At 37.7% G+C, this 20,253-nt stretch carries 20 protein-coding genes; 11 read left to right on the top strand and 9 right to left on the bottom strand.

The window, feature by feature from the left end; translation table 11 throughout:
* Positions 1-2 precede the first annotated feature (2 nt).
* Both OU989_RS00790 and OU989_RS00785 read right to left on the bottom strand, forming a co-directional pair.
* Positions 3-425, bottom strand: coding sequence for a Na(+)/H(+) antiporter subunit B (locus OU989_RS00790; protein ID WP_274795222.1), 423 nt, complete (start codon positions 423-425; stop codon positions 3-5).
* Positions 415-2,826 carry a Na+/H+ antiporter subunit A gene (locus OU989_RS00785; protein WP_274795221.1) on the bottom strand — a complete coding sequence of 804 codons (2,412 nt, stop codon included), beginning with the start codon at positions 2,824-2,826 and terminating at the stop codon, positions 415-417. Before OU989_RS00785 ends, OU989_RS00790 begins: the two co-directional genes overlap by 11 nt.
* Positions 2,827-3,393: 567 nt before the next feature.
* On the opposite strand from OU989_RS00785, the gene OU989_RS00780 reads away from it, so the two are divergent.
* Entirely contained in the window at positions 3,394-4,080 is a 687-nt protein-coding gene (locus tag OU989_RS00780) for an adenine nucleotide alpha hydrolase family protein (protein WP_274795220.1), read from the top strand.
* Positions 4,081-4,107: 27 nt separating this feature from the next.
* On the opposite strand, the gene OU989_RS00775 is transcribed toward OU989_RS00780, so the two are convergent.
* The gene (locus tag OU989_RS00775) at positions 4,108-5,313 is read right to left on the bottom strand and encodes an MFS transporter (RefSeq protein WP_274795219.1); all 1,206 of its coding nucleotides are present in this window, start codon (positions 5,311-5,313) and stop codon (positions 4,108-4,110) included.
* 106 nt (positions 5,314-5,419) lie between these two features.
* Between OU989_RS00775 and OU989_RS00770 the strand changes: the two genes are divergently transcribed.
* A complete protein-coding gene (locus OU989_RS00770) occupies positions 5,420-6,139 on the top strand; it encodes a YetF domain-containing protein (RefSeq protein WP_274795218.1) in 720 nt (239 codons plus the stop codon).
* Positions 6,140-6,163: 24 nt separating this feature from the next.
* On the opposite strand, the gene OU989_RS00765 is transcribed toward OU989_RS00770, so the two are convergent.
* On the bottom strand, positions 6,164-6,868 hold the full coding sequence (locus tag OU989_RS00765) for a CBS domain-containing protein (protein WP_274795217.1): 705 nt from the start codon (positions 6,866-6,868) through the stop codon (positions 6,164-6,166).
* A gap of 189 nt (positions 6,869-7,057) precedes the next feature.
* Between OU989_RS00765 and OU989_RS00760 the strand changes: the two genes are divergently transcribed.
* Complete coding sequence (locus OU989_RS00760) at positions 7,058-7,831, top strand: MerR family transcriptional regulator (RefSeq protein WP_274795216.1); 774 nt, start codon at positions 7,058-7,060, stop codon at positions 7,829-7,831.
* A complete protein-coding gene (locus OU989_RS00755) occupies positions 7,821-8,474 on the top strand; it encodes a GAP family protein (protein WP_274795215.1) in 654 nt (217 codons plus the stop codon). The genes OU989_RS00760 and OU989_RS00755 overlap by 11 nt, the downstream gene beginning before the upstream one ends.
* A 54-nt stretch (positions 8,475-8,528) precedes the next feature.
* On the opposite strand, the gene OU989_RS00750 is transcribed toward OU989_RS00755, so the two are convergent.
* From OU989_RS00750 to OU989_RS00730, 5 genes are all read right to left on the bottom strand, one after another.
* Positions 8,529-9,311, bottom strand: coding sequence for an ABC transporter permease (locus OU989_RS00750; protein WP_274795214.1), 783 nt, complete (start codon positions 9,309-9,311; stop codon positions 8,529-8,531).
* On the bottom strand, positions 9,308-10,192 hold the full coding sequence (locus OU989_RS00745) for an ABC transporter ATP-binding protein (protein WP_274795213.1): 885 nt from the start codon (positions 10,190-10,192) through the stop codon (positions 9,308-9,310). Before OU989_RS00745 ends, OU989_RS00750 begins: the two co-directional genes overlap by 4 nt.
* The gene (locus tag OU989_RS00740; RefSeq protein WP_016992404.1) at positions 10,189-10,392 is read right to left on the bottom strand and encodes a PLDc N-terminal domain-containing protein; all 204 of its coding nucleotides are present in this window, start codon (positions 10,390-10,392) and stop codon (positions 10,189-10,191) included. Before OU989_RS00740 ends, OU989_RS00745 begins: the two co-directional genes overlap by 4 nt.
* A 119-nt stretch (positions 10,393-10,511) precedes the next feature.
* A complete protein-coding gene (locus tag OU989_RS00735) occupies positions 10,512-10,949 on the bottom strand; it encodes a protein-tyrosine phosphatase family protein (RefSeq protein WP_274795212.1) in 438 nt (145 codons plus the stop codon).
* A 20-nt stretch (positions 10,950-10,969) separates the two neighbouring features.
* The gene (locus tag OU989_RS00730; protein ID WP_274795211.1) at positions 10,970-11,917 is read right to left on the bottom strand and encodes a carbohydrate kinase family protein; all 948 of its coding nucleotides are present in this window, start codon (positions 11,915-11,917) and stop codon (positions 10,970-10,972) included.
* A 145-nt stretch (positions 11,918-12,062) separates the two neighbouring features.
* On the opposite strand from OU989_RS00730, the gene OU989_RS00725 reads away from it, so the two are divergent.
* The 7 genes from OU989_RS00725 (at position 12,063) to OU989_RS00695 (ending at position 20,236) form a co-directional block, all read left to right on the top strand.
* Positions 12,063-12,626, top strand: a complete 564-nt coding sequence (locus OU989_RS00725) for a GNAT family N-acetyltransferase (RefSeq protein WP_274795210.1) — start codon at positions 12,063-12,065, stop codon at positions 12,624-12,626.
* An 18-nt stretch (positions 12,627-12,644) separates the two neighbouring features.
* Positions 12,645-13,559 carry an EamA family transporter gene (locus OU989_RS00720; RefSeq protein WP_274795209.1) on the top strand — a complete coding sequence of 305 codons (915 nt, stop codon included), beginning with the start codon at positions 12,645-12,647 and terminating at the stop codon, positions 13,557-13,559.
* Between the two features lie 197 nt (positions 13,560-13,756).
* Positions 13,757-14,863, top strand: a complete 1,107-nt coding sequence (locus tag OU989_RS00715) for an extracellular solute-binding protein (protein ID WP_274795208.1) — start codon at positions 13,757-13,759, stop codon at positions 14,861-14,863.
* 83 nt (positions 14,864-14,946) lie between these two features.
* Positions 14,947-16,017, top strand: coding sequence for an ABC transporter ATP-binding protein (locus OU989_RS00710; RefSeq protein WP_274795207.1), 1,071 nt, complete (start codon positions 14,947-14,949; stop codon positions 16,015-16,017).
* Between the two features lie 12 nt (positions 16,018-16,029).
* The gene (locus tag OU989_RS00705) at positions 16,030-17,751 is read left to right on the top strand and encodes an ABC transporter permease (RefSeq protein ID WP_274795206.1); all 1,722 of its coding nucleotides are present in this window, start codon (positions 16,030-16,032) and stop codon (positions 17,749-17,751) included.
* 26 nt (positions 17,752-17,777) lie between these two features.
* The gene (gene argH / locus OU989_RS00700; RefSeq protein ID WP_274795205.1) at positions 17,778-19,292 is read left to right on the top strand and encodes an argininosuccinate lyase; all 1,515 of its coding nucleotides are present in this window, start codon (positions 17,778-17,780) and stop codon (positions 19,290-19,292) included.
* Positions 19,289-20,236, top strand: coding sequence for an N-acetylglucosamine kinase (locus OU989_RS00695; protein ID WP_274795204.1), 948 nt, complete (start codon positions 19,289-19,291; stop codon positions 20,234-20,236). The genes argH and OU989_RS00695 overlap by 4 nt, the downstream gene beginning before the upstream one ends.
* Positions 20,237-20,253: the final 17 nt, after the last annotated feature.

Here is a 20,253-nt window from a genome sequence, read left to right as displayed (position 1 = left end):
GGCTACTCATCCTCACTTATACTTAAAATAATTGTTACAACAACACCTACAACCGTTAATGCGACACCCGCTTCAAAAATAGTTACGGTTGAAAAGCCCATTTTTCCAAATATCGGAACATCTATATACGTATATGTCTGCGTTAAAAATGGCACATCGAAAAACAATGCACCAATTGCCGTTCCAGTCGCAAGAAAAACACCAAGAGCAGCAACCTTTTTAAAATCGAAAGGCATTCCTTTATGAACAGTCTCTATATCATAAGCGAGATATAATAAAACAATGCCAGAAGCTAACACAAGGCCCCCTATAAAGCCACCACCTGGAGCATGATGACCAGCAAAGAACAAGTACACGCCAAGTGTTAAAATAATGAACACGACTGCCTTTGTGACTGTCCTTAATATCACATCATTAATTTTCACGATCCGCTTCCTCCTTTCGTGGCTTAAGCTTCGTTAATGTATAAACCCCTAAGCCAGCAATCAGAAGAACCACAACCTCAAGCATTGTATCAAAGGCACGGAAATCCCCTAAAATTGTATTAACAATATTGGAACCACCTGCTAACTCATAGGCATCATTAAAATAAGTGGACACTGGCTCAAAGCGGTCGTAGTGCACTACTGCGAATCCAACCATCGTTACGGTTGCCCCAACAAAAATAGAAATCACCGCTTTTGACCATTGCACCCTTTTAGGAGGCGCTTCAGGCATTAAATCCGGTAAATATTTAAAACATAGAAGGAATAGAGCGGTTGTTACCGATTCAACAACTAATTGTGTTAAAGCCAAATCTGGAGCACGGAAAATAACAAAGAAAAATGCAATGGAATAGCCTAAAACACCATTTAACAACATCGCTGTAACCCGGCCCTTTGCAAATATCATCCAAACAGCCGCAAATATCATAACAAACACAAGAATTAACTCGTAAGACTCAATGACCGAGTCCATGTCAAAATGAAAGGTCATTGCATCTGACCATATAAAGTAGCCAGCTATAAGCGCAATGAAAAATACATATATATAGACAAAATAATGCGTTAAATTGCCAGTCATATATTTACGAGTGAGCTTCTCAGAGCCATTTTCACTAATTTCGATCAATCGATTGTAGTATGTGTTAAACGTATACTTTTGAGAAAATATACGATACAGTGGCTTCCAACTTTTTAATGTTTTAAATAAGATAATACCGATAATAATGACACCTAACGTCATCCATAACTCTGCATTAATGCCGTGCCATGCATGAATATGTGGCGTTAATTCACTTGAGGACGGAAATGTAGGATAAATACTTGCCATTGCAGGCTCTAAAATATAGTGGCCGAGCACATTTGGGAAGAAAAAGATACCGACTACTAATAAACATAAAATAATGGGTGAAATTAACATGCCAAATGGGGCTTCGTGTGGTTTTCGATCCATTTTTTCAGGCTGTAGTTTACCCAAAAATGTACGGAAAATTAAAATCATACTATAAACAAAGGTAAAGATACTTGCCACCCATGCTATGAATGGGAAAAATAAACCTACATCAGCAATAGAGAAAGCTTCTACATCCCTTATAGCCAATACAGCTGCAAAAAACATTTCTTTACTTAGGAAACCATTAAACGGCGGTAATCCTGCCATTGAGAAGCTTCCGATTACTGCAATTGTAAAAGTTACAGGCATCAAAGACATTAAACCACCAAGACGACGGATATCTCGTGTCCCTACTTCATGATCGACAATTCCAACCATCATAAATAAAGCACCTTTGAATGTAGAGTGATTGACAAGATGAAATAGTGCCGCAAAGCTTGCTTGTGTATACACAATCGAGCTTTCTGCATAGCCATAATAATGTCCAACAGACCCAAGGCCAAATAGACTCATAATTAAGCCTAGCTGACTTACTGTAGAAAAGGCTAATAAAGCTTTTAAGTCCGTTTGTCGAACAGCATTAAAGGAGCCCCAGAATAACGTTACTAAACCGATAACGCTCACTAGCCAGAACCAGATTGATTCTCCACCAAAGATTGGAGAAAAACGCGCAACTAAATAAATACCTGCTTTAACCATCGTGGCTGAGTGTAAGTAAGCACTAACTGGAGTTGGCGCTTCCATTGCATCAGGTAACCAGATATGGAATGGAAATTGTGCCGATTTCGTAAAAGCCCCTAATAAAATTAAAATTAGTGCGGGAGTAAATAGTGCATGATCACGTATAACTTCTACATTGGCCACAATTTCACGAACACTAAATGTATTGGAAGCTACATAGAGCATTAAGAAGCCTGCAAGCATTGATAGTCCGCCAAAGACTGTAATCATCATTGCTTTTTTTGCTCCTGCACGTGATGCCTTTCTATGATGCCAAAATGCAATTAATAGGAATGATGACACACTTGTTAATTCCCAAAATGTGTATAATATCATTAAGTTATCTGAAAAAACAACGCCAAGCATAGCGCCCATGAATAGTAATAAATAGCAGTAAAAATGATGAAGAGATTCTTTCGTTGATAAATAAAAAATAGAATATAAAATGACTAAACTACCTACTCCTGTAATCAGCAAGCCAAAAATCATACTGAGTCCATCAAGATAAGTTGTGAAATTTATATTAAAAGAGGGAATCCACTCATATGTATGGATAAACGTCTTACCCTCGGCAATTTGAGGAATATAGCGCGCGAGTAAAACAAACAAGATGAATGGAACGGATAAAACAAACCAGCCAAGATGTGTAACACGCCTTAGTCGCCTATAAAGCAATGGGATTAGAGCAGCACAAACAAATGGCAAAAGTATCGCAATGAGAACTGTAACCAAATGAAAACCTCCTACAATCAAAATCATCTAGCAATTTTTATGGTGAATTGGAATAATAAGTGCTAAGACTTTAGAATTTTGTTTAAGCTAAGTAACATATTAGATATATTCTTGAAATTTTTGTAATTGGAAGGTGCGGGGTATTAAAATGCCTAACAAATGGATCCTTTTTAGTTACTTTGTTACATCTAACCCGATGCAAGCTTAAATAACTTGTGGAAAATCAAATAATTTATACGGTCGCAAATCAATTCAACTCAATTATATCAGCACAATGAAGACACTTGACTATATTTTTAACTCCCTGCATAATAGTGTGGCATATGGAAGCAATTTATCTTTGATGCACATGATGCATAAATTAAATAATTATAAATCATTGATTTAAGCTTTATCCTTCAAGGGTTTTCCAATATATTTTCGTTAACTTTTATACATTTTAAAGTATACAATATAAATGAGCATAATGCACTGTAACAGCATCGAATTTAGCTGTTTTAGGATAATTTTTTCAAAATCAGCAGTGAAATTAATAAAATATCAACAGATAAGAGGTGTACATTTTTTATGAAGCATGTAAAAGGGCGTTTGGATGAAAGTATATTAGTTTGCGTTTACTACGGCTTAAATGGCGAACGTTTAATACGTCGTGGTCACAAGATGGCCTCCATGCTAGATTGCCCACTCTATATTCTTTCAGTCGATTCGCAACCCCTTGATGCATTTGACGCAGAGAAATCTAGTTATATTGAGCAGTGGAAGAAGTTATCAGATGAACTAGAGGTTGAAAAATTTATTTTGCAAGATAATGAAAAACGCCCCATACAGAAAGTAATTGCAGAAGTCGCAAAAAATTATGGAATTTCTCAAATTATCGTAGGGCAAAGCGCTCAAAGCAGGTGGGAGGAAATTACTAAAGGTTCTTTCCTCAACGTTCTGTTAAAAGAAGTTCCTTTTGTGGATTTTCATATTGTTGCTGTTCAACGTCCAACAGATGATGATGCAAATGAAACATACGAAAAAGGAGTACGTGCTTACTTAATTAAAGAGCAGGAAGACTTCAAAGTAGCCTTTACATGCCCTAAATATGTATCAATTGAAGGGATATTTTTCAAGGAAATCGGCACAGATTTTGATAATGGCATTTTCAAGTTCACTTACAACGATAAAATGCATGAAGTCCATATTTCAGAAGGCTATGTGATCGATCAAGAGAAGCTTCCTGCCGAATTTTTAGCCCCATTAAGACAATAAAAAACGCGTCCTAGACGCGTTTTTTTATTAAACTACAGGAGATGCGGGTTTATCCTTCGGTAAGAAGAAAGCAACTAACAATAATAAAGGTAATAACGAAACAACTATCATTGTAAAATCAATACCCTTATGATCCATTAATACACCGATAACCATCGCACCTATTGCTCCCATACCAAAGGCAAAGCCTGTCGTTAAGCCAGCCATTGTGCCAATTTTTGTAGGGACGAGTTCCTGTGCATAGACCACTGTCACGGAGAAGCTAATCATAATCAATGTACCGATAATGACTAAAAAGATCATAGCAGCCCATAATGGCACATAAGGTAATGCTAAACAAAATGGCATTGGTACTGCAACAGAAAGGATGATGACGTTTTTCCTCCCAATCCTGTCAGACAAAGAGCCGCCGAAAAATGTACCTACTACCCCAAATGCCATGAAGAGGAAAATAAGTATTTGCCCTAGTCGTAGACTGACATCATAATGATCCATCAGATAAAAGACGTAAAAGCTTGTTATATTTGTTGTATAAAATGATCGCGCAAAAATAATAGTAAACAATAAAGTTAAAGCAATCCCTACTTGTTTCTTTGTTAAAGGTGGCAATGATGAAACTAAAACACGTTTTTTCTTCGCCTCACGTTCTTGCTCCAATTGTTTCTTATACCATCCTGCAATCTTACTTAATAATATAATTCCAAAAGTTGCCGCCACTAATACGATTGCTGCACCACGCTGACCAAAAATATCAAAAATATAGGCGCTAATCAATGGTGCAAGAGCTTGCCCTGAGTTTCCTCCAACTTGATAAATAGATTGAGCAAGTCCCCTTTTAGAGCCTGCTGCCATAAATGATACTCTAGATCCCTCTGGGTGAAAAATTGCCGAACCAAAGCCTAAAAATAATACTGCAATAAGAATAATCCAATACTGTGTTGTGAACGCAATAATAGCAATGGCTATAAAAGAACTTATCATTCCTATCGGTAACGCATATGGCATTGGCTTTTTATCGCTGACAAACCCTACAATAGGCTGTAAGGCAGAAGCAAATATATTTAAGACAAATGATATGAGTCCAATTTGTGTGAAGGTCAGTCCTAACTCACTTTTGAATATCGGAAACATCGCTGGTATTACTGCTTGCATCGTATCATTGATTAGGTGAGCAACACCTATTGCAATCATTATTGGATAGATAGGATTTGCCACATTTAATTGATTATTCATGCTGCCACCTCGCTCTTATAAATTTTGGTTATTTTTGATTGTCGCATACTATCAATCATTTTGCACAAGCTATGTTTCGACAGCTGTAAAAGGAGTTGATATATGCATGGAAAGCTTTATTCATGCTCATTTTTGGGAAATGATTCTTCGAACAACGCTTTCATTTTTTGTCTTACTTATTCTGGCTCGTATCCTTGGGAAGAAGCAATTAGGTCAACTAACGTTCTTCCATTATATTACGGGTATCACATTTGGATCGATTGCCTCAGAAATTGCCTCACAAGAAGAAACGCCTTTTTTAGACGGTATGATTTCCCTTATTTGGTGGAGTGCTTTAACTTATTTAATGACCATTATTACAATTAAGTCTAAAAAGGCACGCGTACTGATTGATGACAAGCCTACGATTGTTGTACAAAATGGTCTTATTTTAGAATCAGCTTTAAAGAAAAATCGTTTGCATATGGACGAACTAACAATGATGCTACGAGAGCAAGCCATTTTCTCTGTACAGGACGTCCAGTACGCATTGCTTGAAACAAACGGGAAGCTTAGTGTGCTGCAAAAAACATCTGAACAAGTTGCTACGAAGCAGGATGTTAAAGCAGATGTTTCGCCACCTACCTATTTACCTACTGAGGTTATTTCTGATGGTCAGCTTATTAAGGAGAATATAGTGGAGCTTGAGTTAACAGAAGACTGGGTAATGAAAAAGTTAAAAAAGCAAAACGTGCAGTCAGTTGAGGATGTCTTTTTTGCACAAGTTCAAACAAATGGTTCCTTATATATCAGCTTAAAAGATAAAGCGAGACATTCAAGCCCATAATTGCTTGTTTGTCTCGTTCTTTTATTAATCAATTTTAACAATATCTAATGGTGTAATAATTCCAATTAATTTTTGATGTGGTTTGCCATGCTCCGTTATTAATAATGCCTCAAAACGCCTACCTCTTTCTACTCCCTGTTTAAATATTTCCTCTGCCTCATAAATCGTAATGTATCTACTGACGAATTTATAATTCACCCTATTTTTCTCATGCATTAAAATATCATACAACGTCGGAATACCTTTCGGTAAATGATCGCCACCCATCTTTGAAGCAAGCCAATTGGTGATTCCTACGGTTGTGATAAGTCCTTTAAATTGTCGATTATAATAGACAGGGAACTGTGTATATTTTCGTTGGCGAATTACTTTTAAGACATGTGCTAGTGAATCATTCTCTTGAAAAACAAAGACTCTCTTTCGAAACATTTGCCCTACAAGCATAGGCTTAGCAAGAGTAGCATCTATGTATTCAATTCTTTCTACAACATCAGTATGTGGTTCTGCAATAACATAGTTTAAAGCCGTACGATGATGTACAATGGCATTTCGCAAATCAGCGTATGAGCGTAAATCATCTTCATATTTTTTCACTAATACCTCTTTTTTCTTCGCTTGATCAATAAGCCGATAAAATGGCATAAAATCCTTTATGCCTACAATATCTCTTAATCTATGGTCTATCCGATTAAACGCTGTCAGAAAACGATCGGAATTTTCAGTTCCCACTTTGTATAAACCTTCTTTCTACATGATCTTTTTATTTTCCGAGTTATTTGACAAATTTCGAGTTACATCCCCATTATATTCCTAAGTTATGGAAATTCCAAGAAAGTAATTTTGTTAGCATTTGTATGTATTTTCCCCCTTGAAAGTTACGTTACGTCATTTTGTATAATGGCAATAACAGGAGAGGGGATGGTTATTTTGCTTACGATTCACACTGTATCAAAACAAACTGGTATATCTGTTCGAACATTACGTTATTATGAGGAGATCGGATTATTACTTCCAACAACAAGGACTGATGGAGGACATAGGATTTATGGTGAGAATGAACTGAAAACACTACAGCAAATCGTATTTTTAAAAGCATTAGGATTTAAATTAAAAGAAATTCAAACACTTCTTCATAATACATGGGATTGGGAAGCTAGCTTAGATCAGCAATTAGCTTTTCTAATAGAAGAGCAAAGAAAACTTCAACAGATGGAGAACGCTATACACGGATTAAAGAATGCTTCAGCTATTGAGGGAGGGTTAACTGAGTCTCTTATTCAAAAATTTATTCAGCTTTCCAATCGAGATCAAGGGAACAAGCAAGCATTGTGTAAGCAAATTTTTGCAGCAGCCGAAATAGAACTTCTTCAAAAACTTCCTAATGTCAATCGTAATGACCCCAATACTTTAGAATGGATTGGTTTGTTAGGTCAGTTAGAACAACTTAGTAATGAGAGCCCTGAAGCAGTTTCAGTACAGAACATTATTAAACGAATGATGGAAAAGTCACAAGTAGAATTCGAAGGAAATGAAGAATTTTTAGAAAAAATGTGGGCAATACGTAAGTCTCCTCAAAAATCTGAACAGATTGGATTATATCCCTTAGAGGAGGATTTTCTGCATTTTATCGAACAGGCTTTCCATGTTTATGAAACAAAAAAGGCATTCGGTGATCCTAAGTATGAGCAATGAAATACTGTTGTTGGTTGGCGCTTTAGCTTTATTAGATATGTTTAGTCCCTCTATTATTGGTGTTACCGTCTATTTATTACTTGTGGCTAAAAAGCACCAATTGCGACTTGTCCTTACCTATTTGATAACTGTTGCACTATTTTACTTTAGCACTGGCATTTTTCTAATGCTGGGTCTAGATGTCATATTTGATCCACTCGCTAATTTGCTAAGCAGCTACTCTGCTCGTTTAACCATGACCATTGTGGGCGGAATTTTATTCATAGGTAGTTGGCTAGTACCAAAGAAAAAGACAACGGGAGCACCTAGACCAAAAACTTTACATGTTAGTGCTATGATAGCCCTAGGTTTCACTACCTCTATTTTAGAAGTTGCAACAGCTCTCCCTTACTTTGCAGCAATTGGCATTTTAACGAGCCATCATTTATCGTTCTATGAATGGTTACCAATATTGGCAGGTTACAATTTGATGATGATTACACCTGGAATCATCCTGCTTTGTTTCCATCTTTTATTCCGTCGATATATGCATCAGCCCTTAAGAAAAATTCAATCACTTTTTGATCAAAGTACAAGTTCTGCCCTTTCATGGATTATGTTTTTTGTTGGCCTAATTTTGTTAATCAATGGTGGCATGATCTAAAATAAAAAAACGGTAAATATCCGTCAAAAAGGGATTTTTACCGTTTTTATTTCTTTATATTTTTGTCATAGGCGCATTTTTCTTCATCATGACGATCCCAATACTAATACAGAGCATTGTCAGTGCTACAGTAATTATCAGGCTCCACCAGTAATCTGACATCTCCATTGTGCCTCGAGCTAGCAAAGTTCCATAGCTCGCTAATTTCCAAGGAGATATTGTCCAAAAAAGACCCACTATCATATCTACTATTTGTCCTACAAAGATAACCGTAAAGGCACATGTCGTAGCTATAATAGTTTTAAAACTGGCACTCATCATTAAGGTTACAGCGATGACGAATAGTAGCCACACATAATACGTAAAAAAGATTGCAAACAGTGACCCAACTTCTAAAGTTCCGTATAGGATACTAGTGTAGTAGATATTCGCCGCAAAGCCAGCTAAAATACTTACAAAGCCAACTGAGCTCATAACGATAAATTTACTCATAAAATAGGCGCCAAAAGAAATCGGGCGGACATATAATAAGGTAGCCATCCCACTAGCACGTTCTTTACTAATGATACCCACAAAAGTAGCCATCATCACTAACAATCCTATTGTTTGAAACTGTCCTATAGAAGCTTGTATTAAGTCAACTGGCATTAATTCTGGCACTAACATTTCAAAGCCTTCGGGTACGTTCCCAACAGCATTTAAAATATCCATCATATAATAATTTGTCAGCGGGTCACTCATTCCTAGCAGAGCAAACACAAGAGGTATCCATAGAAATTTCCAGCTCCGCCAAGCCTCTCTAAATTCCTTTTTTAGAAGTACACTGAATCCCCTCATGCTTTTTTCGCCACCTTCATGAAAATTTCCTCCAAAGATGCTGTTTGTCTCTCCACTTTTCGTATCGTATATGGGCATATACTTAAACGGTGCAATAACTCCTTCATCGTTGGCTCTTCATTCAAAATATTTATATACACATAGCATCCCTTTACACTTTCTGTTGGGCCTGCAAATAGCCTTGCCTCTTCTTCATTATTAAATTCAACTACATAACTTTGCTCATCAAAACGTTGGCGTACCTCACGTAATGTTCCTTGCTCTACTAGCTTGCCATCCTGCAAGAATAATAACTGATCTGTCATTTCCTCGGCATCATTTAAAATATGTGTTGAATATAAAATAGTTGTCTCTTGTTGCAATCCTTTTAATAAATCGAGGACTTCCCTACGACCAACAGGATCTAATGCTGAAACAGGCTCATCTAATAGCAGTAATTTAGGCTTATGCACAATTGCCTGGGAAATACCTAGACGTTGCTTCATTCCACCAGAAAAAGTAGCAATCTTTTTATGTTGTGCGTTTCCTAGCCCTACAAACTCCAATGTTTTTTGTGCTTCCAATTTAGCCTTTTTTGCTGTGATACCATTCAGCCTCGCAGCCATCTCGGTAAACTCTAATGCACTAAGCCAAGGATGAAACTGAGGATATTGTGGCAAAAACCCTATATTCGCACGTACATCCCCATTCAGCATTCTTACACTCCCAGCAGTAGGTTTTAAAAGACCAGTTAACATGGATAATGTCGTTGTTTTACCAGCACCATTTGGACCAATTAAAGCTGTAGAAGTCTTTTCTTCTAAAGTAAAATGAATATCATCCACAACTTTATGCTCTGCAAATTGCTTTGTTAAACCCGTTACTTGAAGTAATGTTGTCATGACTGCTTTCTCCCTACAATAAAGTACGCAATGGACCCTAATAAATTAGCAAATATAATGATAAATACCCATAAAATTTTAGGACCGTTGGTTGCATGTATTTTACGTAAGTCTATAAGTGCTACAATCATTAAAATAATTTGGACAATGATAAGTGGCGCAATAACAGCCCATGGCACCTTCGCTAATTCCTCCATCATACAGATCACCCCATTAGTTGTTATATATTTACTATAACAATTTTGTTCTAATATGTATAGAACAATTTTATGACAAGGAATAAAAAAGAAGATGCACCATCATCGGTACATCTTCATCTCTAGCTTTGTTTATATAGTTGTTGCAAAGCATCTTCCATTTTTGGTCGAATGGTTACTTGTGGACGAGCTTTTTTTACTGCTGTTTCCGCTTCCTCTAATGAATTAGCCATTCCTAGCTCCATTAACAAGGCTGTTGCGGCAACACCTGCACGACCACCACCACTGCCACAATGGACATATACTTTCTTACCTGCCTCATAGGCTGTAGCAATTTCTTTCGCTACTTGTTGAATGGAAGGTGCTACCTCAATATCTTCATCTGCAATAGGCATATGCTTGTATGCATAAGATACAGCTTCTTGCTCTTGTGATGAAAGCCCCTTAACACGAACATCTATCACTACATCTACTGATTCTTGTGCAAATGCAGCCTCCGCATCCTTTGCACCACCAAAGAATATTTGATCTTTTACTAAAACATCATAGTTTTTTTCCATACTTTACCCACTCCATATGTTTATTTCAGTAAATGCTTAATATCCTCATAATACGGTAGAGCGGTTAATGCCCCTGCTTTCGTAGCAGCAAATGCCCCTAATTTATTTCCAAAGCTTGTACAACGAACTAGTTCTTCTTTCGTCGTAGGTAAGCCATTGTAATGGACATCGCGTAATACACCTGCCATAAATGCATCTCCTGCACCTGTAGTATCCACTGGCACTACTTTCTCAGTAGGTACATGGATAACCTCACCATTCAGCACGGCGTAAGTTCCGTTTTCTCCTACTGTGATTAGAATAATAGGGACAAGATAGCTATTTAGTTGTTCAATACCTTCTTCTAAGCTCGTTGTCTCTGTCAGGAAGAATAATTCATCATCTGTCACCTTTAAAATATCTACATCTTCAAAAAATGACGTTATTGTTTCTCGGCAAATTTCCTCACTACTCCAGCGTAAGGGGCGAATATTCGCATCCATCGCAATAATTGCACCCTTGTCCTTTGCCATTTCTACAGCAGCTCGAGTTGTAGCAAGTGCTGTTGGATGGAACATAGTACCTGAACATACTGTTAAAGCTGAGGCGTGTTTAAAGGCTGCTTCATTTAATTGTGATGGTTCGACTTGTAAGTCCGGTGTTTCATCGACATAATCTTTAAAAATTCGCTCGCACGCTTCTGTTAGATGAACATATACACCACTTACTCGCTTAGCCGGATTAAATATAGCATAATCTAGCTTTACCCCCTCTTGTGCAAGTCCATCACGCACAAATTGAGAACCCTCGTCATCTCCGGTAATTGTAATTAAGGCTGATGGCGCTCCAATACGGCTAATACCAGCTGCAACATTAACCGTTGCGCCACCCATATATTTAGTAAATGATGTGTTTGTTACATCATCAGCAATATAGTCAATAAAAGCATCTCCATAGACTAAAATAAAATCCTTCTCTTGCTTTGTCATGATTGTCCTCCTGAAAGTCTAGTCATTATAGATTAACACGAAAATTGTCATTCTATAAAGGTTTAACTTTGAAGAGCATGTCTGAAAATTTGAGTCATTCTCTATCTTTGTTATACTTGCCTATAGAAAGGTAGGGATTTTCAAGATGAGTATTACAATTCGACAAGCGCAACCAGATGATGCCCATGCTGTTGTGCCTCTAATAATCGATGCAATTGGTGATATTGCAAATCGCTTAACTGGCGAGCAATCGTCCGAAGCCGTTAGTCAAGAGCTGACAATTCTTTTTCAACGTGACGACAATCGACATTCTTATTTAAATACCTTTGTCGCAACTGAAGGTGAGCAAATTTTAGGGATTCTCGTTTATTATTTTGGCGCACAAGCCGTTGATATGGATGCTAACCTTGTTAAATGGCTAGAAGAAAAAAATGCACCGTCTATCATTATTGATCAAGAAGCCCATGAAGATGAGGCCTATATCGATACTGTATGTGTATCACCACAAGCACGAGGCAAAGGAATCGGAACCTTGCTATTACAGTTTGCGGAAGAGCTTACAAAGCAGCGTGGTTATAAAAAGTTATCACTAAATGTTGAAACTCAAAAAGAAGATGCACGCCGTCTTTATGAGCGTTTAGGTTTTGTTATTACCGAGCCATGGTCCATAATTGACGAACCATTTCATCATATGGTGAAACAGTTTTAGGAAGTGAACAACGAAAATATGAAAACAAATTTTCTTTACCCTCTTTTGATCGTTATTGCATCTAGTAGCTATGGTATTTTGTCGACTATTGTCAAAGTAGCCATGCAACATGGCTTTACATCAGCAGAGGCTGTATCAAGTCAATATATTATTGGCTTTATACTCGTAGTAGCTATTTTTATTTTTACAGACAGGAAATTACCAAAGCCCTCCAGAAAAGGCTTAGCTATATTAATTTGTGCTGGTATTTTTACTGGGACGACAGGTATCGTATACGGGGAATCGCTAAAGTATCTTCCCGCTTCTCTTGCAGTAGTCATGCTATTCCAATTTACATGGATTGGTCTGCTGATTGATTGTGCACTACATAAACGTTTACCAAGTCGCCCTGAAGTGATTTCGATCATTATTTTATTTGTAGGAACTATTTTAGCGGCAGGTGTATTAAATGTAGATTTAAGCGGCATCCCTATCCAAGGATGGCTATTCGGCTTTGCGGCAGCCGTCACCTTTGCCTGCTTCATACAATTCAATTCTCGACCTGTCGAAGGCGTTACAACAACATCAAGGGTATTAATCGTTTCCTTTATAGCCCTTATTATGATAAGTATTTTCCTTAGCCCTGAGGTTATTTGGAACGGCAAGTTATTTATGCAAGGCTTATGGAAATTTGGACTAGCCCTTGGTCTTTTCGGTATCATATTACCGATATACTTATTTTCAATAGCCATCCCCAAAATTGGTGGTGCACTTGCTTCAATTTTAAGTGCCATTGAATTACCCGTTGCAGTTACTGTTTCTGTTATTGTGCTACATGAACCTTTAACAGCTATACAAATCATCGGGATTCTTCTCGTTATTGCAGGTATGATGCTACCAACGATTGTTGCACAACGTCGACAAAAAGATAGCTTCTTAGAGGTACATTCTTAAATAGTCAAAAAAACTCCTTGAAAATGGAATACTCCTTTTCAAGGAGTTTTTTTAACTTTACAAAATGCCGTTGCTAATGGATTGGTGCTTCGCTATGATGAAGGTAAGTTTAATTTTTTAATAATTCTAACATTAATGATATCCCTTCGTATTATACTGCAATATGCAAGTAACTTACTTTAAGAAGGGGGAAGTTGATGAAAAAACACCATATTCTTAGTCTTTTCCTTATCTTTCTGCTCTTGGTTTTAACTGCCTGTAACGGCAAGGAACAGCAAAATTCCACAAGTAATTCAGCAAATAACGACAAAAACGCTGATGGCGACAAGACAGAAGTAACAGCTACGACGCCATCAGGAAAACTTGTGATTTACACAGGTCGCGATGAGGAAATGGTGCAAAATGTGATCGATCAGTTTAATGAAAAATATCCAGACATTGAAGTGGAGTTTTTAACAATGGGGGCACAGCAAATTTTGGAGCGCCTCCGTGGTGAAAAGGCCAATCCACAGGCAGACTTTTGGTGGGGTGGTACTCAATCAGCACTCATGGTTGGGGCAAATGAAGACCTACTGCATGCTTGGCAGCCTAGCTTTATCAATGCCATTGATACTGCCCATAAAGATGCCGATGGACGTTGGTTTGGCGAGATGTTGCTACCAGAAGTCATCATGATTAACAGTGATCTACTGACAAAAGAAACAGGACCGCAGGACTGGGATGACCTATTAGATCCTAAATGGAAGGATCAAATTTTAATCCGCGGCGTGCTTGCATCAGGGACAATGCGTACGATCTATTCCTCTATGATTGTACGACAAGATGCCAATTCACCAGATAAAGGCTATGAATGGTTATTGCAATTAGACGCAAATACAAAAGAGTATACACAGGATCCTAATGCTTTGTATTTAAAGCTAACACGTCAAGAAGGCAGTGTCTCCTTATGGAATCTTCAAGATATTTTATTAAAGAAATATACGACAGATTATCCTTTTGATTATATTTATCCAAAAAGTGGAGCACCTATTTTAGTAGATGGTGTAGCCGTTGTAAATAATGCGAAAAACTTAGAGAATGCAAAACTATTTGTAGAATTCCTATTTGAAAAGGAAATGGTGACACAGTTAGCGAATGATTATTATCAAATTCCTACACGTTCTGACATTGATAAAGCCACTATGCCTGAATGGTATCAGGAGTTAGATTTAAAAACATTCGATATAGATTGGCAGCTAATGTCTGACAAAGAAGCCGAATGGATGGAGTATTGGGATAACAATATTAAAGGGCGCGGCAAATAGTATAACTGGTAAAAATTCGGCTTATGCAGCGAATTTTTACCTTTCTGTATCATCTGGATTCTTTGTTAGAGAGGAGTTTATCATTGAGAAGTGTCAACATCGAAAATGTCTCGAAGCAATTTGGCCAAATGTATGGTGTGAAAGATTTAAACCTGGAAATCAAAGCAGGTGAGTTCTTTACTTTTCTCGGACCTAGTGGCTGCGGCAAGACCACTACTTTAAGAATGATAGCAGGCTTTTATTACCCTTCTAAAGGTAAAATTTTTTTTGATGAGCGAGATGTCTCTCGACTTCAACCAAATAAACGGAATATCGGTATGGTATTTCAAAATTACGCTCTATTCCCTCATATGACGGTTGATGAAAATATTGCCTTTGGTTTACAAGTTCGTAAATTTTCGAAGGCCGAGATTCAATACAAAGTTGATCGAATTAGAGGACAAGTACATTTAGCCGCTTATGGCAACAGAAAAATCAACGAACTATCTGGTGGGCAACAGCAACGAGTTGCTTTAGCTAGAGCACTAGTAATTGAGCCAGACATTTTATTACTCGATGAACCTCTATCCAATCTTGATGCCAAATTGCGTGAGGAAACACGTATTGAAATCAAACGAATTCAATCAGAGCTTGGTGTGACAACGATTTACGTTACGCATGATCAAATGGAGGCAATGGCTATGTCTGATCGAATCATGGTCATGGAGAATGGCCATATCAAGCAGATTGGAACTCCTCAAGAAATATATAATCGGCCTGTAGATCGCTTTGTAGCAAATTTCATTGGCGAAACCAACTTAATCGAAGGCACAATACAAGAAATAAATGACGAAGATATAAAAGTGAAAACAGCCAATGGACATATTTTTACTGGGCGAAAGCAACAAAGCTCTCCAACTTTAACGCATATGATTGGAGACAAAGTATTTATTTCAATTCGTCCGGAATCTATTCATTTAGGTGTTGGTGATAACACCTTAACAGGGAAAATTACCTTCGTTGAATTTACAGGTATAAGCGTGAATTACATTGTGGATTTTACTGCATTTTCACTCAAAGTAATGATTATCAATTCTTATGACCACATAAAAAAGCTCGGTGAAGACATTACAATCAATATTGCGCATGACTCACTATATTTTTTAGGAGAATAGGAGGAAGCCAATATGGAAAAACAATCTATCAATGCCCCTCACGAAAGTATCTGGACACGAATTTTTCAATCCAATTGGTTTGTCTATGTGTTAATAGCGCCACTATTTTTAGTGTTGTTCGCCTACGTGGTTTATCCCTTCTATCAAACGTTTATTCAAAGCTTTGCTGGTGATGAGGCTCTCTTTCATTATAAGAAGTTTTTTAATGTAGCTAGCCCTGCAAACTTAGAGGCTTTATGGACCAGTATCTACATTTCCATTATTAGTGTCATTTGCTGCGCAATTGTTGGGGTAACGATGGCCTTTTTACTTGAACGCTATAACTTCCCAGGTAGACGGATCCTGTCCATTTTAGTATTAGTTCCTATGGCTCTTCCTCCCCTAGTGGGTGTGTTATCCTTTTCTTTCTTGTACGGGGATAGTGGTATTTTCCCTCGAATCTTTCAGCATTTATTTGGTTTAGATCATGTACCATTTTCATTGAAAGGCATTTGGGGAGTTATCGTCGTCCATACATTCACGATGTATACCTACTTTTATTTAACCGCTTCGGCAGCAATTAAGGGGCTAGATCCTGCTCTAGAAGAGGCTGCAACAAGTTTAGGCGCAGGCCGTATTCGCGTATGGACAAAGGTTATTTTGCCGATGCTAACACCTTCCATTGTCGCCTCATCCTTATTAGTGTTTATGATTTCAATGGCTTCTTATACTGCTCCATTAATGTTTGGTGTAGAACGCACAATGACGATGCAAATCTATTTATCTCGAACGAATGGAAATCTGGAGATGGCTGCAACTCAGTCGATGATTTTATCCTTTGTGTCTATTACTTTTTTAATCATTATGCGTTGGTATCAAAATCGGAGAAATTATCAAAATCTCAGTAAGGGAATTAGTGTTCATCGTTCAGAGGTATCCTCTAAGAAAATAAGAGTTTTGGCAACCATCGCCTCTTTTGTTGGCACATTAATATTAATTTTACCGATTTTAGTTCTGATATTGATATCCTTTTCTGTTGACGGTGCTTGGAAGACACAAATTCTTCCAACAGACTATACAATTGATCATTATATTGCCCTTTTTACTGACGAACGCACATGGCGACCTATTTGGAATTCAATACAAATGGGTGTCGTCGCAACAATCGGCAATATTATCTTTGGTGTAGCCGCAGCGTATGCGATGGTTCGCTTAAATTTTAAAGGGAAAACATTACTCGATATTTTGATTATGGTGCCTTGGGCTTTACCAGGGACAGTAGTTGCAGTCAATTTAATCGCTGCCTTTAGTACCGAAAGTATTTTTAGCTTTAATCAAGTATTGATCGGTACATTTTGGATTTTACCATTAGCCTATTTTATTCGACATTTACCACTTGTTTTTCGATCGACATCCGCTTCTCTTGTACAACTAGATCAATCGATTGAAGAGGCATCTCGTGGCTTAGGCGCCAATTGGTGGTATACATTTAGACGTATTGTCGTTCCTTTAACATTCACCGGTATATTAGCAGGGACACTTTTAGCCCTCGTACAAAGCTTCGGTGAGTTTGTTGCATCCATTCTAATTTATAGTACATCCACTATTCCATTGTCTGTAGCAATCTTCCAAAAATTATATGCATTTAAATTTGGGACCGCCTGTGCTTATGGTGTCTTACAAATTTGCTTAATTTTAGTTGTCCTTATTATTTCTGAAAAATTATCAAAGGGCAGTGCTGGTACAGCCATCTAGCTGCCATCTATTAGGGGGCCATTACAATGTTTGAAGATTTTCGCAACAAAACACAGCTTGAGGATGGGATAATCTTTCCTTCTAACATCTATCGAAAAATTGTCTTACAGCCAGCTTATGATGAGGCGAAAAAAAATTTTTTATCCATTATGCTACAAATTAATATTGCACATTTAAAAATGTTAGAAGAACAAGGACTTGTAAAAAAAGATGAAGCGAAACAGATTGGGGCGGCTCTAAAAAAAATAGACTTAAATTATTATCGTTTAGAGGATTACAGTCCCCAATACGAAGATTTATTTTTCCGCATTGAAAATAAATTAATAGAGCTTGCTGGTGATGTTGCTGGAAATCTTCACATTGGTAGAAGTCGGAATGATATGGGCATCGCCATCTATCGAATGACATTAAGAAAAAAATTATTATTATTAATGCGTGAGTTACTAACATTACGTGATGATTTAATTGCTGCTGCAGAGGAACATGTGGATACGATCATGATTGGCTACACACATACTCAGCAGGCTCAGCCTACAACCTTTGCCCATTATTTAAAAGCTGTTATTGATCAGCTTGAGCGTGACTTTGAGCGAATGCAGCATGTCTATAAAACTGTCAATCGTAGTAGTATGGGAGCAGCTGCCTTAACGACGACAGGCTTTAATATTAGTAGAGAACGTATGCGTGAATTACTGGCATTTGATGACATTATCGAAAATGCGTGGGATGCTGTTGCAGGTGCAGACTACATTGCAGAAGCTGCAAGTATTGTACAGCTTGCTGCGCTAAATCTTGGTCGTACATCTCAGGATTTTTTATTATGGGCTACACAGGAGTTTAACGCATTTACTCTAGCAAGTCCGTATGTACAAATTAGCTCTATTATGCCTCAAAAGCGTAATCCTGTTTCCATAGAGCATACACGCTCATTACTATCTGCTGTTGTTGGCGATGCGGGCACAGTATTACAGATGGTACATAATACACCATTCGGAGATATCGTCGATACTGAGGATGACATGCAGCCTTATTTATGGCGTGCCATCGATCGCTTACTAGGTATTTACAAATTATTTGGTTCTCTCGTTGTCACAATGGATGTCAATAAGAAAAAGTTAAGAAGTCGTGCGGAAAATAGCTTTGCCAATGTTACAGAACTTGCTGATACGTTAGTACGTTCGGAAGGAATCTCGTTTCGACAAGCACATAGTATTGTTAGTAAATGTATAAAAGTTTTACTTGCTCATGGCGAGGAATCGCTAGCAAGCCTTACGTGGGGCCTTGCTAATACCCAATCTAAATTAATTACAGGAAAAGAATTAACTATTACAGAAGAGGACTTTTATAAGACATTAAAACCAGAATCTTTCGTTGGTGTACGAACATTACCAGGTGGTCCAGCTCCAGCCACTATGAAAGCAGCTCTAGAACGTTCAAAGATGAATACTCATACCCTTTATGAATGGGTACGCTTAAAGGAAAATGGCATTATCGAAGCGGAAAAAATCTTATCAACATTTCTAGAGGAATGGAATCAATGAAGAAATGGCTTCTGATTGTTGATGGTGGGGCGACAAAAACAGCATGTGCATTAGTTCATGCGGAATCTGGTGACATTCCTTATTCTACTTCCACTAAGGGGTCTAATTATCAAGCAATTGGTGTCGAATCCGCTACAGCAATATTACAGGGACTTTTAGCAAATATAAAAACATTTTTGCAAAAATTCCCCCGTTCACAAATTGCTGTAGCAACCTTTGCTTTAGCTGGTATTGATTCTCCTAAAGATCATAAAACGGTAACGGCAATCGTTCACAAGGCTCTTGCGGCCGCACAGCTACAAATTGATACACTGATTATTGAAAATGATGCAGAAGCTACTCTACTTGGTGTGACTGCTGGACAGGCAGGTGCATTACTCATTGCTGGCACTGGAGCCATCGCCTATGCCTATGATGGACAGCAAATTGTTCGTGCTGGGGGATGGGGACATCGAGCTGGGGATGAGGGGAGTGGTTATTGGTTAGGGCAAGAGGTTATAAGGGCTATATTTAAAATGGAAGATGGGCGTGGTCAACCAACCTTATTAAAAGATGCTGTCTATCGTTCTTTAGGTATCCAAGATATAACTGAGCTAGCGGAATGGTTATTTCAGCCTTCTTATACTAATGCACAATTGGCTAAGATGGGCTCCTTTGTGGCTAAAGCAGTCGAACAAGAAGATGCTTGTGCCATTCACATTTCGCAACAAGCTGCTCATGAACTAGCCCTTCTAGCAAGTGCCGTGGTAAAAAAAATTGGCTATCAGAATGGTCCTTTTTCACTTTATTGTAATGGAGGCGCCATTAAGCATAATCCACTCATTTTAAAAACCTTTTCAGAACAAATTGCCTTAACATATCCTCAAATTTCTATTACGCTTTGTCAGCATCAACCTATTACTTATCTGATTGAACGAACAAAAAGGGCCTATGACTGTTTATAAGTCATTGCCCTTTTCTT

This window comes from Lysinibacillus irui, from assembly GCF_028877475.1.
Lineage (GTDB): Bacteria > Bacillota > Bacilli > Bacillales_A > Planococcaceae > Lysinibacillus > Lysinibacillus irui.
This window is presented reverse-complemented; position numbering and strand designations above follow the sequence as displayed.